This window comes from Sphingomonas sp. 2SG, assembly GCF_005503285.1.
GTDB lineage: Bacteria > Pseudomonadota > Alphaproteobacteria > Sphingomonadales > Sphingomonadaceae > Sphingomonas > Sphingomonas taxi.
This window is the reverse complement of sequence record NZ_SCMZ01000001.1, coordinates 188375-202758: the sequence shown is the minus strand read 5'-3', so window position 1 is coordinate 202758 and position 14384 is coordinate 188375. Positions and strand designations below refer to the sequence as shown.

Annotated in this window: 14 protein-coding genes; 5 read left to right on the top strand and 9 right to left on the bottom strand. The window is 67.0% G+C overall.

The annotated features are described in order from the left end of the window. Positions 1-206: 206 nt before the first annotated feature. The 3 genes from FFS23_RS00915 to FFS23_RS00905 all read right to left on the bottom strand — a co-directional run bounded on the left by FFS23_RS00915 (position 207) and on the right by FFS23_RS00905 (position 4805). The gene (locus tag FFS23_RS00915; protein ID WP_038660161.1) at positions 207-2558 is read right to left on the bottom strand and encodes a sensor histidine kinase; all 2352 of its coding nucleotides are present in this window, start codon (positions 2556-2558) and stop codon (positions 207-209) included. Between the two features lie 164 nt (positions 2559-2722). Next, on the bottom strand, positions 2723-4144 hold the full coding sequence (ahcY, locus tag FFS23_RS00910; protein ID WP_038660164.1) for an adenosylhomocysteinase: 1422 nt from the start codon (positions 4142-4144) through the stop codon (positions 2723-2725). 100 nt (positions 4145-4244) lie between these two features. Then, on the bottom strand, positions 4245-4805 hold the full coding sequence (locus tag FFS23_RS00905) for a YqgE/AlgH family protein (protein WP_038666475.1): 561 nt from the start codon (positions 4803-4805) through the stop codon (positions 4245-4247). Between the two features lie 121 nt (positions 4806-4926). Between FFS23_RS00905 and FFS23_RS00900 the strand changes: the two genes are divergently transcribed. The 3 genes from FFS23_RS00900 to FFS23_RS00890 all read left to right on the top strand — a co-directional run bounded on the left by FFS23_RS00900 (position 4927) and on the right by FFS23_RS00890 (position 7731). Beyond that, on the top strand, positions 4927-5406 hold the full coding sequence (locus FFS23_RS00900) for a peroxiredoxin (protein WP_038660167.1): 480 nt from the start codon (positions 4927-4929) through the stop codon (positions 5404-5406). Positions 5407-5673: 267 nt separating this feature from the next. After that, positions 5674-7110: an AMP nucleosidase gene (locus FFS23_RS00895; RefSeq protein WP_038660170.1), complete on the top strand. Its 1437-nt coding sequence runs from the start codon at positions 5674-5676 to the stop codon at positions 7108-7110. Positions 7111-7191: 81 nt separating this feature from the next. Next, the gene (locus FFS23_RS00890; protein WP_137897019.1) at positions 7192-7731 is read left to right on the top strand and encodes a hypothetical protein; all 540 of its coding nucleotides are present in this window, start codon (positions 7192-7194) and stop codon (positions 7729-7731) included. A 232-nt stretch (positions 7732-7963) separates the two neighbouring features. On the opposite strand, the gene FFS23_RS00885 is transcribed toward FFS23_RS00890, so the two are convergent. Both FFS23_RS00885 and FFS23_RS00880 read right to left on the bottom strand, forming a co-directional pair. After that, complete coding sequence (locus FFS23_RS00885) at positions 7964-9787, bottom strand: M2 family metallopeptidase (protein ID WP_137897018.1); 1824 nt, start codon at positions 9785-9787, stop codon at positions 7964-7966. Between the two features lie 73 nt (positions 9788-9860). Beyond that, positions 9861-10622: an alpha/beta fold hydrolase gene (locus FFS23_RS00880; RefSeq protein ID WP_137897017.1), complete on the bottom strand. Its 762-nt coding sequence runs from the start codon at positions 10620-10622 to the stop codon at positions 9861-9863. A gap of 190 nt (positions 10623-10812) precedes the next feature. Between FFS23_RS00880 and FFS23_RS00875 the strand changes: the two genes are divergently transcribed. Next, positions 10813-11088: a hypothetical protein gene (locus FFS23_RS00875; protein WP_038660181.1), complete on the top strand. Its 276-nt coding sequence runs from the start codon at positions 10813-10815 to the stop codon at positions 11086-11088. 99 nt (positions 11089-11187) lie between these two features. Beyond that, entirely contained in the window at positions 11188-11811 is a 624-nt protein-coding gene (locus FFS23_RS00870) for a YitT family protein (protein WP_137897016.1), read from the top strand. Between the two features lie 3 nt (positions 11812-11814). On the opposite strand, the gene FFS23_RS00865 is transcribed toward FFS23_RS00870, so the two are convergent. The 4 genes from FFS23_RS00865 to FFS23_RS00850 form a co-directional block, all read right to left on the bottom strand. Beyond that, positions 11815-12204, bottom strand: coding sequence for a type II toxin-antitoxin system VapC family toxin (locus tag FFS23_RS00865; protein ID WP_171009303.1), 390 nt, complete (start codon positions 12202-12204; stop codon positions 11815-11817). Between the two features lie 7 nt (positions 12205-12211). Further along, complete coding sequence (locus FFS23_RS00860) at positions 12212-12493, bottom strand: hypothetical protein (protein ID WP_137897014.1); 282 nt, start codon at positions 12491-12493, stop codon at positions 12212-12214. Between the two features lie 44 nt (positions 12494-12537). Continuing rightward, positions 12538-13566, bottom strand: coding sequence for an aspartate-semialdehyde dehydrogenase (locus tag FFS23_RS00855; RefSeq protein ID WP_137897013.1), 1029 nt, complete (start codon positions 13564-13566; stop codon positions 12538-12540). 63 nt (positions 13567-13629) lie between these two features. Then, positions 13630-14346, bottom strand: coding sequence for an MgtC/SapB family protein (locus FFS23_RS00850; protein ID WP_137897012.1), 717 nt, complete (start codon positions 14344-14346; stop codon positions 13630-13632). Positions 14347-14384 lie beyond the last annotated feature (38 nt).

Here is a 14384-nt window from a genome sequence, read left to right as displayed (position 1 = left end):
GAATGCACCGCGGCGGGTCGCATGCCACTCCACCGTGCTCCTGCGAACGCAGGAGCCCAGGAGTCCCGCGACCCGCCGTCCGTCGCTCTGCTTGGCCCTGGGTTCCTGCGTCCGCAGGAACACGGTAGCCGCAAACGACGCATCGAACGCTTCCATCGCGGCCGGATCGGCAAACCGTTTACCAGTCGTGCTCACGCCCAGCCCCCTCATCGCCGCGGCAACTCCACCGTCACCAGCGTGCCCTCGCCGGGCTGCGAGACCAGCTCGATCCGCCCGCCATGCGCCTCGACGAACTGGCGCGCGAGCGGCAGCCCCAGCCCCAGCGCACGTTCGCCGGTCGGTTGCATGCCGGGCTCGCCGAACCGGTCGAACGCACGCGCGATACTCTCCGCATCCATGCCGAAGCCGTTGTCCGAGACGACGATCCGCGCGCCCGTCGCGCTGCCGTCGGCGTGCAGCAGGATGCGCCCTCCCTCCGGCGTCGAGGCGACCGCATGGCGCAACAGATGCTCGACCACTTCCTTCAACCGCTTGGGATCGCCGCGCACCCGGCCGGTCGAGCGCGCCAGCTCCACCGCGAAGTCGAGCTTGCGCCGCTTCGCCGCCGGCCGGATCGTCTCCGCCGCGGCACGCGCGGTGGCGGCGAGATCGACGTCGACCCGCTCGATCTCGGCATCGTCGCCGCCCTGCGTCAGATCGAGCACGTCGTCGATCAGCAGCCCGAGCCGCTCGACCGATTGCAGGATCGCCTCGACATAGCCGTCCGCGTCCGCGGTCAGCTTGCCGGCGAAGCCCGCGTGCAGCATCTCGGCGAAGCCGCTGATCGAGGTCAGCGGGGTGCGCAATTCGTAGCTCATGTTGGCGACGAATTGCGTCTTGACCCGATCCGCCGCCTCCAGCGCATTGGCGCGGTCGCGCAACGCCTGCTCGGCGCGCCGGCTGTCGGTGATGTCGAGCATCGTCAGCAACGCATTGCCGTCGGGCAGCGGTACCGCGGCGAAGGCGAAATGCCGTCCGTCGGCGAAGGCGACGCGACCGCCGCGCTGCTGGCGTTCGGTGGTGGCGGAGCGGACCAGCTCGGGGATCAGCGCGGCGCGATTGGGCGTCGCGAGCTTCGACGCCGCCGCCGCGGCGAAGGCATCGACGCGCGGATGGCCGGCGAGGAATTCCTCCTCGAACCCCCAGACCGCGCGCAAGCGGTTGTTCCAAAGCTGCAACTTGCCGTCGGCGGCGAACACCGCCAGCGCCTCGAACAGATTGTCGAAGGTGGCGGTGCGCACGCGCAGCAGCGTGTCGCGCGCGCTGGCGAGCTGCACCTCCTCGGTACGGTCCTCGAAGATCGTCAGCAGGCCGCCGTCGGGCAGCGGCTGCGCGACGACGCGCAGATGGGTGCCGCCGGGCAGATGCCAATTCTCCTCGCTAGCCGTCTCGCCGGGGACGAACCAGCCGCGCCGTTCCGCCTTCCAGCTCGGGAAGTCGCGCACCTCGGGCACGCGGCTCGCCTCGCGCATCCGTTCGAGCACGCGGTCGAATTCGGGCCGATCGGCGAGCCATTCGGCACGCATCGCGAACATCCGCCGGAACGGCTGGTTGCAGAAGACGAGGCCGCGGTCGGGGCCGAATTGCGCGACACCGGCCGACAGGCGGTCGAGCAGCGCGCGTTGCGCGTCGGCGAAGCGCTTGGCGCCCGCGCGCGACTGTTCGAGATCCTCGATGTCGACCGCGAAGCTCGCCACCCCGCCGGTCGGCAACGGCACGTCGTGCACTTCGAGCGAGCGGCGCTCGCCGCCGATGGTCGCGGGCAGGACCTCGCGTTGCGGCGCTCCCGACGCCCGCGCGGCATGGGCGCCAGCGCGTGGACCGCCGCGCCCCGATCCCTCGACCAGCTCGAGCTGGCGACCGATGACGTCGGCGGCGTCGACGCCATCGACCGCGCGGACATAGGCGCTGTTGACCATCGCCAACCGCATGTCGCCGCTGCGATACCACATCGGCAACGGCGCCGCCTCGATCAGCCCGGTCAGCGCCTCGAAGGCGATCGACAATTGCTCGACCTGATCGCGCAGATGCGTGATCTCCGCCTCGCTGTCGGTGGCGTCGAGCGTCCAGATGACCACCGCCCCCGTCGCGCCGAGCTCGCCCGGCGCACGGCTGCCGCGGATCGTGATCGCCCGGCCCGAGCCGATCGGATGCAGCGCCCGGACAAAGCCGCGTCCCGCGCGCTGCGCCGCCTGCACGTCGGTGGCGAGCGCCTCGGCCTCCTCGGCGGGCAACCCCGCCCCCTCCGCGGCAAGATCGCCGAGGAAGCGCGGCGCGACGGACAGTCCCAGCCATTCGACCAGTCGCGGCGGCATCTCGATTCGGCCATCGGCGCGCACCAGCATCGCCATCGCCGGCGAAACGCTCCGCAACACCTCGGCCTCGCGGCTGCGCGCGATCACCGCGGCGGCCTCGCCGCGCAGCCGCCAGCCGACGAACAGCGCGAAGCCGCCGGCGGCGACCAGCGCCGCCAGCACCGCGCCACACAGGACTGCCGCCATCACCGAAAGCTGGATCAACGCTTACCCCTCGTCACGCCCGACACGGCGTGCACGGCCCGAGTGTAGAACGCAACCTACGGCAGCAGCAATGAGAGTTGGTGGCAGCGTCTCCGCCGGGGCGCGTGCAAAGAAAAAGGGCGGCGCCTTTCGGCACCGCCCTTTCCCACCACGATCGCGAGCGATCAGTAGCGATAATGATCCGGCTTGAACGGCCCTTCGACCGGCACGCCGATGTAGCTCGCCTGCTTCTCGCTGAGCTTCGACAGCTTGACGCCGAGCTTCTCGAGGTGGAGCGCGGCCACCTTCTCGTCGAGATGCTTGGGCAGGACGTACACTTCGTTCTTGTACTTCTCGCCCGCGGTCCACAGCTCGATCTGCGCGAGCGTCTGGTTGGTGAAGCTCGCGCTCATCACAAACGACGGGTGGCCGGTCGCGCAGCCGAGATTGACCAGACGACCCTTGGCGAGGACGATGATCTGCTTGCCGTCGGGGAATTCGACCAGGTCGGTGCCCGGCTTCACTTCGCTCCACTTGTAGTTCGACAGCGCGGCGATCTGGATCTCGCTGTCGAAGTGGCCGATGTTGCAGACGATCGACATCGGCTTCATCGCCTTCATGTGATCGGCGGTGATGACGTCGGCGTTGCCGGTCGCGGTGACGAAGATGTCGGCGCGCTTCACCGCCTCGTCCATCGTCACGACCTCGAAGCCCTCCATCGCCGCCTGCAGCGCGCAGATCGGATCGATCTCGGTGACCATCACGCGGGCGCCGCCGTTGCGCAGCGACTGCGCCGAGCCCTTTCCGACGTCACCGAAACCGGCGACGGCGGCGACCTTGCCGGCGAGCATCACGTCGGTGGCGCGACGGATCGCGTCGACCAGCGATTCCTTGCAGCCGTAGAGGTTGTCGAACTTCGACTTGGTGACGCTGTCGTTGACGTTGATCGCCGGGAACGGCAGCTCGCCCTTCTTGGCGATCTCGTACAGGCGGTGGACACCGGTCGTCGTCTCTTCGGACACGCCCTTCAGGTTCTTGACCGTCTCGGTCAGATAGCCCGGCTTCTTGGCGATGAACGCCTTGAGCGCGCGCTGGAACTCGACCTCTTCTTCATTCTCGGGCTCGCCGAGCGTCGCGCCGGCCTCGAGCTTCGCACCCCAGAGCGCGAACATCGTGGCGTCGCCGCCGTCGTCGAGGATGATGTTGGCGGTCTGGCCCTCGACGTCACGATCCCACGAGAAGATGTCGCCGACATAATCCCAATATTCGGCCAGGCTCTCGCCCTTCACCGCGAACACCGGCACGCCGGTCGCGGCGATCGCGGCGGCGGCATGGTCCTGCGTCGAGAAGATGTTGCAGGTCGCCCAGCGCACGTCGGCGCCGAGCGCGGTCAGCGTCTCGATCAGCACCGCGGTCTGGATCGTCATGTGCAGCGAACCGGTGATGCGCGCGCCCTTGAGCGGCTGGCTCGCGCCGAACTCGTCGCGCAGCGCCATCAGGCCGGGCATCTCGGTCTCGGCGATGCGGATTTCGGCGCGGCCGAAATCGGCGAGGCCGATGTCCTTGATGACGTAATCGTTCTGTTCGACCGCGAGCGCAGTAGCCACGTGTCATGCTCCTGAAGAAGATGGATGCCGGCCCCTTAGCCGCTCCGGCCGCGCGGATCAAATATAAAGATATCTTTATATGTCGTCGGCCGCGGCGCGGTCAGGCGGTGCCGGCGTCGGGGACGAGCAGTCGCGCGTCGATCCCCGCCTTGCCGAAGGCCGCGGTCCAACGCCGTCCGGCAGGGGTGTCAAACAGCAGATCCTCGTCGCCGGCGACATGGAACCAGCCCGGCCGGGTCAGCTCGCCTTCGAGCTGCCCGTCGCCCCAGCCGGCATAGCCGAGCGCGACGAGATAGCGCGTCGGACCGCTGCCCTCGGCGATCGCGCGCAGCACGTCGACGGTGCTCGACAGCGACCAGCGGCCGGCGACGTCGATCGTATCCTGTCCGCTCCAGTCGCTCGAATGGACGACGAAGCCGCGCCGCGGATCGACCGGGCCGCCGAAATGCACCGGCGCGTCGGGCGCGACGCCGTGCGGGATCTCGAACTGGTCGAGCAGATCGTGCAGGCTCAGCCCCTCGATCGTCGCGCCGACGCCGATGCCGATCGCGCCATCGGCGTCGTGCGCGCACATCGCGATCACCGCATGGTCGAAGCTGGGGTCGCGCATACCCGGCATCGCGAGAAGGAACTGGCCGGCAAGGAAGGGTCGATAGTGCATCGCGGCGAACATAAGCTGCGCCACGGCTTCTGCCATGCTTGAAATCAACGCCGTCATGCCCGACCTCCCGCGGCGTGGCGCCGTCCGGCGACCACCCGCATTCCAGCATCGGAGACCCAAGATGACGATCACCGTCGGCGACAAGATACCGGCCGCCACCCTGACCAAGGTCACCTCCGATGGCCCGGATCAGATCACGACCAACGCGTTGTTCGACGGCCGCACCGTCGCGCTGTTCGCCGTGCCCGGCGCCTTCACCCCGACCTGCTCGGCCAAGCACCTGCCCGGCTTCGTCGACAAGCGCGAGGAACTGGCCGCCAAGGGCATCGACGAGATCGCCTGCATCTCGGTCAACGACCCCTTCGTGATGGGCGCCTGGGCGAAGTCTGCGAATGCGGAGGGCATCACGATGCTCGCCGACGGCAACGCCGATTTCGCCGAGGCGATCGGCCTGACGATGGACGGCAGCAAGTTCGCGATGGGCAAGCGCAGCCAGCGCTACACGATGCTGGTCGAGGACGGCGTCGTGAAGCAGCTCCACGTCGAGGCCCCCGGCGAGTTCAAGGTCAGCAGCGCGGAATATCTGCTCGGCGAGCTTTGACCCCATCGCCCTCCCCCACAAAAAGGGGGGCAGCGAGGGTGTCGCAACCGCCCTGATATCTCCGTCATGCCGGACTTGATCCGGCATCCCGCTCACCGGCACCGCCCGAAGAAGCGGGACCCCGGATCAAGTCCGGGGTGACGGATCGGGTTTGGAATGCGTCCGAAACACTCGGACGCTCATAGGCGACTGCCCGCCCGCAAGGGGGAGGGCCTGCGGACATGCCATTGTCTTGCCAGCGTCACCACCGCCGCGTAACCATCCGGGATGACACTCGCATCCCGGATCGTCGCCGACCTCGACACCCTCTACCGCGCCTCCGTCGAGCGGTTGCAGACCGCACTCAACGCCTATCTGACCGACGGTACGCCGCCCTCGCCCGAAAGCCGGGTCGACGGGTCGTTCGCCTATCCCGTCATCCATTTGCGCTACGCCAGCGTCGGCGACCGCCCGGCGCCGCTGCGCTCGTTCGGCCGGCTCGTCTCGCCCGGCGACTATACGATCAGCGTCACCAAGCCGGCGCTGTTCGCCGACTATCTCACCGAACAGCTGACGCTGCTGCTCGAGGATTATGACGTCGAGGTCGAGGCGGTGCCGGGCCGGCAGGAAATCCCCTTCCCCTATGTCCTCGATCCGGGTCATGCGCTGAGCCTCGACACCGTCTCGGCGACCGAATTGTCGCGTCACTTCCCCGCCACCGAGCTCGCGCATATCGGCGACGAGATCGCCGACGGCCTGTGGATCTCGGACGGCGGCACGCGCCCGCTCGCGCTGTTCGACGCCTTGCGCACCGACTTCAGCCTCGCGCGGCTGCGCCATTATATGGGGACGCCGTCGGAACATACGCAGCGCTTCGTGCTGTTCACCAACTATCACCGCTACGTCGACGAATTCGTCCGCTGGGGCGCGTCGCAGCTCGGGCCGGAAAGCCGCTTCACCGCGCTGTCCGGCGCCGGCAATATCGTCATCGATCATCCCGGCGACGTAGACAAACTGGTCAATGACAGCGCGTGGCGGCGGCACCAGATGCCCGCCTATCACCTCATGGCCGACGATCGCACCGGCATCACGCTCGTCAACATCGGCGTCGGCCCGTCCAACGCCAAGACGATCTGCGACCATCTCGCGGTGATGCGCCCCGAGGCGTGGCTGATGATCGGCCATTGCGGCGGCCTGCGCCCGTCCCAGCGGATCGGCGATTATGTCCTCGCCCACGCCTATCTGCGCGACGATCACGTTCTCGACGACGTGCTGCCGCCCGAGATCCCCGTGCCGGCGATCGCCGAGGTGCAGCAGGCGCTCGCGCGCGCGTCGGAGATCGTCAGCGGCCAGTCGGGCGAGGAGCTCAAGCGCCGGCTGCGCACCGGTACGATCGTCACCACCGACGATCGCAACTGGGAGCTGCGCTATTCCGCCTCGGCGCTGCGCTTCTCGCTGTCGCGCGCGGTCGGCATCGACATGGAATCGGCGACGATCGCGGCGCAGGGCTATCGCTTCCGCGTGCCCTACGGCACGTTGCTCTGCGTCTCGGACAAGCCATTGCACGGCGAACTCAAGCTGCCCGGTCAGGCCAACCGCTTCTACGAGCGCGCGATCAGCGAGCATATGCGGATCGGCATCGAGACCTGCGAGCAATTGCGGCTGGAGGGCGCCAAGCTGCACAGCCGCAAGCTGCGCGCCTTCGACGAGCCGCCGTTCCGCTGAGTCGAGCAGGGTCGTCACCGGACTCGGAAACCAACCCGGGCTAATGCGTTACGCTTGCGAACCAATCAGGGAGTTGCTGCCGTGGCCGATGAAACCGACGACACGCCGAAGTCCGACACGCCCGCGGTGACGCCGCGCCGCCGTGCGCCGCGCAAGACGACCACGACGCGCGCGGCCGCGACCAAGGCTCCGGCAAAGCCGCGCGGGCCGCGTGCCAAGCCCGCCGAACCCTCGACGGTCGAGAAGGTCGAGACTGCGGTGAGCGACGCCGCCGCCAAGACGACGCGCCGCGCCAAGGCCGCGGTGACCAAGGCCGAAGGCGCGGTCTCCGCCGCCGCCAAGACGGTGAAGCCCCGTTCGACCAAGCGCGCCACGCCGCGCGCCGCGACGAAAAAGCCCGCAGCCAAGAAGCGCGACTCCGACGGCACCAGCAAATGGGGTATCGCCGCGATCGGTGCAGGCGTCGCGACGGTCGGCGCGGTGGCGGCGGCGGCGCTGCTGTCGCTGCGCGGCAGCACGCCCAAGGACGGCAAGAAGGCGCACGGCCCGACGGGCGAAGACGCCTCCAAGTCGTTCGAAGCCGGCATCGCCGACGAGAATACGATCCCGGACAAGACTTGATCCGATTCCTCCCCTTTGTGGGGGAGGCCTATCGCGAACGAGGGTCCGAGTATGCGGGTGGCCAACCCCGCTCCGTCACCCCGGCCTTGCGCCGGGGTCCCGCTTCTTCGGACGGCGAGAAGAAGCGGGATGCCGGATCAAGTCCGGCATGACGGGATGTAGGCGCCGTCGCGACATTCCGATCGATCCGATGCGATAGCCCCGCCCTCGCGGGGAGGACAATGCTCGCCCCTCACCAGCCCGACGGCTTGCCCCTGTTCTGCTGGTCGAGCCACGTCTTGAGCGGCGCGAAATAGTCGACCAGCGCCTTGCCCGACATCTGGCGCGATCCGGTCATCACCTGCAGCGCATCGGGCCAGGGCTTGGACTGGCCCATCGCCAGCATCGCGTTGAGCTTCGTCCCCACCGCCTTGTTGTCGTAGAACGAACAGCGGTGCAGCGGTCCCTTCCAGCCGGCCTGATCGCACGCCGCCTTGTAGAACTGGAACTGGAGCACCCGCGCGAGGAAGTAGCGCGTATAGGGCACCGTCGCCGGGATATGATATTTGGCGCCGGCATCGAACTTGGTCTCGTCGCGCGCCACCGGCGGCGTGATCCCCTGATAGCGCAGGCGCAGCGCGTCCCAGCCCTTCTGGTAATCGCCGCTGCCGATCCTGCCCGAGAAGACGTCCCAGCGCCATTTGTCGACCAGCAGGCCGAACGGCAGGAACGCCACCTTGTCCATCGCCTGACGCAGCAGCAGGCCGATGTCCTTGTCCGCGCTCGGCACCTGCGCCGGCGCGAGCAGGCCGATCTTGACGAGGTAATCGGGCGTGATCGACAGCGCGACGGTATCGCCGATCGCCTCGTGGAAGCCGTCGTTGGCGCCGTTCTTATAGAGATAGGGCTGCGCCTTGTACGCGCGCTGATAGTAATTGTGGCCGAGTTCGTGGTGGATGGTGACGAAATCGTCGCCGTTTACCTTGGTGCACATCTTGATGCGGATATCGTCGGCATTGTCGATGTCCCAGGCGGAGGCGTGGCAGATCACCTCGCGGTCAGCCGGCTTGACGATCTGCGACCGCTCCCAGAAGGTCTTGGGCAGCGGCGCGAAGCCAAGCGACGAATAGAAGGCCTCGCCCTGTTTCACCATCCGCACGGGATCATAGCCCTTGGCCGTGAGCAGCTCGCCGGTGTCGTAGCCGACGTCGCCCGCCCCCTTCGGCGCGACGATGTCGTAGATATTGCCCCATTCCTGCGCCCACATATTGCCGAGCAAGTCGCTGCGGATCGGCCCCGTCTTCGGCTGCACCGCATCGCCGTATTTCGCGTTGAGCTTCCAGCGGACATAGGTGTGCAGCGACAAATAGAGCGGCTCGACCTCCTTCCAGATCTGGTCGGTCAGCGTCTCGAACTGCGCGGGCGTCATGTCATAGCCCGAGCGCCACATCGCGCCGACGTCGCCGAAGCCCAGTTCCTTGGCACCGGCATTGGAGATCGCGGTCATCCGCGTATAGTCCTTGCGCATCGGCGCGCCGACATTGTCGTTCCAGCTGACCCACATTTCCTTGAGCTTGGCGGGATCGCGCGACGTGCCCATCGCCGCCTCGATATCGGAGCCGTTGATCGGCTTGCCGTCGAGCGTGCCCTTGCCCTTGCCGTAGCTCGACGACATCCGCGTGGTCAGCGTCGCCAGTTCGGTGGCGGCGCCCGGCGTGGTCGGCGCGGGCAGGCCGACGCCGTTCTTGAGCAGGTCGAGCTTGCGACGCGTGTCGAACGACACGCCGGACACGCCGTTGAACCGCGCCGCGCCCTTCGCCCATTGCACCGCCTTCTCGGTCAGTTCGGCACCGGATTTGGCAGCGAGCGCGTCGGTGTCGTCGGTGATATAGGTGGCGTTGACCCAGGCGGTCTGCTGCGCCGGCACCGAGAGGTCGGCGGCCTCCTTTTCGACCGCGGCGACATAGGCGTCGGCCTCCGCCGCGGTCGGCTTGGCGCCGGTGTTGGCGCCGGTCTGGGCGGCGACGGGCATGACGAACAGGGCCGCGGCGAGCGCGGCGGTGGAAACGAGACGCATGGATGAAACCCCCTGACGATCCTGTGATTGTCGTCAGGATGGCCGCGTCATCGTCCGCGGGTCAAGCCATCGCTCAGCCGGCGAGATAGTCGGCGATCGCCTGCCCCAGTTCGGGCTTGGCGACCGCGCTCATATGGCCGCCGGGGATCTCGCGAAAGACCGCCTGCGGAATCGCATCGGCCAGTGCCGCACCCGAACCGTTGTCGTCGTCCTCCGCGCCGGTGATGACCGCGACCGGCACGGCGATCGCCTCGACCGCGTCCAGCGGCGTATCGACGAACGTCTCGAGCACGTTGAGCAGCGCGACCGGATCGCCCTTGGTCGTCTTGAGGAAGGCCTCGGTCATCCATTCGTTGCTGGCGCGCTCGAAACTGCCGAGGTTGGTCAGCACCTTGCGAAAATAGTCGCCGCGACCCGAGGTGGTGAGGATGCCGGTGAGCCCCATGCCGGCCATCACCGCCCGCCGCGGCGTCGCGCCATTGACCAGCATCCGCATCGTCGTCCGCCCGCCGAGCGAATAGCCGCCGAGATCATAATCGGTGAGGCCGAGATGCGCGATCAGTGCCATGCCGTCGCGCATCAGCGCGTCCGGCGGATAGGCGGCGACGTCATGCGGCCGGTCGCTCAGGCCGTGGCCGCGCAGATCGGGCATGATGACCCGGAAGCCGCGCGCGGCGAGCTTGGCGGCATGGCCGTATTTCAGCCAATTGACCTCGGCGGTCGAGAAATAGCCGTGGATCAGCACGGCGGGCCGCCCCTCGCCCAGCTCGCGCCAGGCGATGCGGGTGCCGTCGAAACTTTCAAAATACTGCGGGTCGGTCGGCGAGTCGGCCACGATCTAGGGTCCTGCTGCTGCGGATACGGAATGGCGATACCCGTTGGGTTGCGGGCGGCGCGATGTCCAGCCTCGATCGCCGCCGGTGCGGTCGAAGGGGACCGGGATCTGCCGGACGAGATCGTCGAAAATCGATCTTTCCAAAGGGGTGAAACAGGCATACTCTGCCTTCAAAGCTTGTAGGAGAGCGATGATGGACAATGGTCTGCAAACCCACGGCATGACGCCGGCGGGCGACGAGAGCCTGGTGATCCTCCAGAGCCTGTTGTGCCTGTTGCGCGAGAAGAACGTGCTCAGCCGCGCCGATATCGAGGAACTGACCGACCGCGTCGCGATGCGGGCCGCACAGGCGGAGCGCGATCCCCTGCCCTGCTGTTCCGAAGCGACGCAGGGCGCGGCGCGCGAGATGGCGCGGATCGGTGATTACGTCGGCCATCGCTATGGCGGCAAGCACCGCCGGATCTGACCGTCTTCCGTTCACCGCCCGAGACTGTATAGCGCACGATACCGCCCCCGAGAGCGGTATCGCCGGGAGAGGCGCCTGACCCATCACGCATGAGGTCCGATGCAGTCCCGCGACATTGCCTTCTCCCACGGCCGCCCGCACAGCGTTGCCGAGGACGCCTATGCCCTGCTGATCGGGTGTATCCTGATCGTCGTCGGGCTGATCTTCCTGAAGGCCGCCGGTCTCGTCACCGGCGGTGTCGCCGGCATCGCGCTGCTGATCTCCTACAAGGTGCCGTTGCCCGCGGGCGTGCTGTTCACGCTCATCAACATCCCGTTCTTCGCCTTCGCGCACAAGGTGATGGGCGCGCGCTTCGCGGTGAAGTCGGTGCTGGTCAATCTCGGCATCGCCAGCCTGTCCGCCCTCGCGCGCGCGTCGATCCACGTCGTCGATATCCATCCCGCCTTCGCCTCGGTCGTCGGCGGCACGGTGATCGGTATGGGGATATTGTCGCTCGCCCGGCATCAGGCCGGTGTCGGCGGCACCGGGGTCCTTACCTTATGGCTGCAACGCACCCGCGGCTGGAACGCCGGCCGCTCGCAGATCGCGATCGACGTGGTGATCCTCGCCGTCTCCGCGCCGGTCATCACCGGCACGCAGCTCGCCTGGTCGGCGCTCAGCGCCGCCGCGATGAGCCTCATCCTGATCGCCTGGCACCGACCGGGGCGCTATATCGGGCATTGATTCTCAGTCGGTATCGAACGGTAGCAGGTCGATCGGGTAATGGTCGGCAGCCTTGAGGTGGAACTTGCGATCCGCCGTGATCAACCGGCATTCGAGTTTCGTCGCAAGCGCCAGATACACGCAATCATACACCGGATGGCGAAGGTGGAAGGCGATCTTCAACGCCTGCTGGATCAAGGTCCCGGTCGGATAGAGGCGATCGAAATAACGCGGCAGATCCTCCAGATTGCGCTCGGCATGGATCATCAGCAAGCGACTGCCCCGGACCATCGCCCAATAGGCATTGGCCACCTCCGTAAGGATCAGGTCAGGCGCCACCAGTCGCGGCTCGGAACGGATCAGATCCGATGCCGCCGCCGATCCCAATTCCTCCACAGAGAATTTGACCGCCACGCTGGCGTCAACGACCGTCGTCATCCGCCCAGCCATCGTCCGTGTCGCGACCGCCCGAAGTGTCGCGATACCAGCGGATGATCAACGTGCTGTCGTCCGACAGGCAATCTGTCGATGCCATGGCACGTTGCTGCGCTGACAGCGCCAGTTTCTCGGCGACGGTGAGCGCCCTCAAGTCCCGGCGCAACGCGGAGACTTCCTGCTCTACCGTATGGCCGAACGCAGCAGCGCGCTCGGCGATAACGTCGGCGGCAATGGCGTCGATCCGGGTGGCGAAACCGTCGTGCATGCCCGTTCTATATCACGAACGGGCATGCACGGAAAAGCCGCCCCTCAACCGTCCTTCTTGAGATGCCGCCGGCCGAGCAGTTCCGCGATCTGCACCGCGTTCAGCGCCGCGCCCTTGCGCAGATTGTCGCTGACGCACCACAGGTTGAGGCCGTTCTCGATCGTCGGGTCCTCGCGGACGCGGCTGACATAGGTGGCGTCGTCGCCCGCCGCCTCGATCGGGGTGATATAGCCGCCGTCCTCATGCTTATCGATCAGCATGACGCCGGGCGCTTCGCGCAGGATGCGCTTGGCGTCGTCGGCGGACAGCTCGTTCTCGAACGCGATGTTGATCGATTCCGAATGGCCGACGAACACCGGCACGCGCACGCAGGTCGCGGTGACCTTGATCTTGGGATCGAGGATCTTCTTGGTCTCGACCACCATCTTCCACTCTTCCTTGGTCGAACCATCGTCGAGGAAGCTGTCGATATGCGGGATGACGTTGAAGGCGATCTGCTTGGTGAACTTCTTCGCCTCGGCGCTGTCGCCGACGAAGATGTTGCGGCTCTGCTCGAACAGCTCGTCCATGCCGACCTTGCCCGCGCCCGACACCGATTGATAGGTCGAGACGACGACGCGGGTGATCGTCGCCGCATCGTGCAGCGGCTTCAGCGCCACCACCATCTGCGCGGTCGAGCAGTTCGGATTCGCGATGATGTTCTTCACCTTATAGCCGTCGATCGCCGCGGCATTCACCTCGGGCACGATCAGCGGCACGTCGGGGTCCATGCGGTAGAGCGACGAATTGTCGATCACCGTACAGCCGGCGGCGGCGAATTTCGGTGCGTAGACCTTGGTCGCGTCGCTGCCGATCGCGAACAGCGCCATGTCCCAGCCGGCTGGATCGAAATGCTCGATGTTCTGCACCTTGAGCATCTTGCCGGTATCGCCATACTCGATCTGCTCGCCCTGGCTGCGGCTCGACGCCAGCACGGCGATCTCGTCGAGGGGGAATTCGCGCTCGGCGAGGATGTTGACCATCTCGCGCCCGACATTGCCCGTCGCGCCCGCGACCACCACCCGATAACCCATGAAATCCTCCGCTGCGTTGCAGCGCCGCCTAATACGGTTGCGTGGCTGCGTCCATCCGCTTTGCTAATCGTGCGTGCTGAGCTGCCAGGTCGCGTGGCTGATACCGTGGACGCGGGCAAGGTGATCGACCAGCGAATCCAGCTCCTTGTCGGGCACGTTGGTGCTGACCAGCGTCGCCGTCACCTCGACCAGATCGTCGCCCCGCGCCTCGCTATCCAGTTCGGCGACCGGCAGTTGCGCGTTTTCGAGATGCGCGACGAGCATGTCGCCCAGCGGCCCCGCCTGCGCGGGATCGACGGTGATCGTCACCATATAGGTCGCCTCCACCGAATGGCCGACGAGCGGGATGCGGTTGATCGCATCGACCAGCGGGCGCAGCAGCGTGTTGGCGGCGAGCACGACCAGCGTGAGCAGCACCGCCTCGACGACCATGTCCGATCCCGCGATCGCGCCGACCGCCGCCGAACACCACAAAGTCGCCGCGGTGTTGAGCCCGCGGACGTTCATCCCCTCCTTCATGATGACGCCGGCGCCGAGGAAGCCGATCCCCGACACGACATAGGCGATGATGCGGATCGACTCGACGTCGCCGCCCAGCCGCTGGCCGAGGTCGACGAACGCCGCCGCGCCGATCGCGACCAGCGCATTGGTACGCAACCCCGCAGTGCGCTGACGATACTGCCGCTCGGCACCGATCGCCGTGCCGAGGACGAAGGCGGTGACGTAGCTGACCAACGTGTCGAGGAACGGCCAGAGATGGAAGAGGGTCAGGAAACGCATCGGCGGCATGTAGCGGCGCTGCGCGACGAAATCATGTC

Coding starts and splice junctions, on each gene's coding strand:
- FFS23_RS00905 (WP_038666475.1), bottom strand. CDS start 4,805: ATGCACTATCGACCCTTCCTTGCCGGCCAGTTCCTTCTCGCGATGCCG.
- FFS23_RS00900 (WP_038660167.1), top strand. CDS start 4,927: ATGACGATCACCGTCGGCGACAAGATACCGGCCGCCACCCTGACCAAG.
- FFS23_RS00895 (WP_038660170.1), top strand. CDS start 5,674: ATGACACTCGCATCCCGGATCGTCGCCGACCTCGACACCCTCTACCGC.
- FFS23_RS00885 (WP_137897018.1), bottom strand. CDS start 9,787: ATGCGTCTCGTTTCCACCGCCGCGCTCGCCGCGGCCCTGTTCGTCATG.
- FFS23_RS00875 (WP_038660181.1), top strand. CDS start 10,813: ATGATGGACAATGGTCTGCAAACCCACGGCATGACGCCGGCGGGCGAC.
- FFS23_RS00870 (WP_137897016.1), top strand. CDS start 11,188: ATGCAGTCCCGCGACATTGCCTTCTCCCACGGCCGCCCGCACAGCGTT.
- FFS23_RS00860 (WP_137897014.1), bottom strand. CDS start 12,493: ATGCACGACGGTTTCGCCACCCGGATCGACGCCATTGCCGCCGACGTT.
- FFS23_RS00855 (WP_137897013.1), bottom strand. CDS start 13,566: ATGGGTTATCGGGTGGTGGTCGCGGGCGCGACGGGCAATGTCGGGCGC.
- FFS23_RS00850 (WP_137897012.1), bottom strand. CDS start 14,346: ATGCGTTTCCTGACCCTCTTCCATCTCTGGCCGTTCCTCGACACGTTG.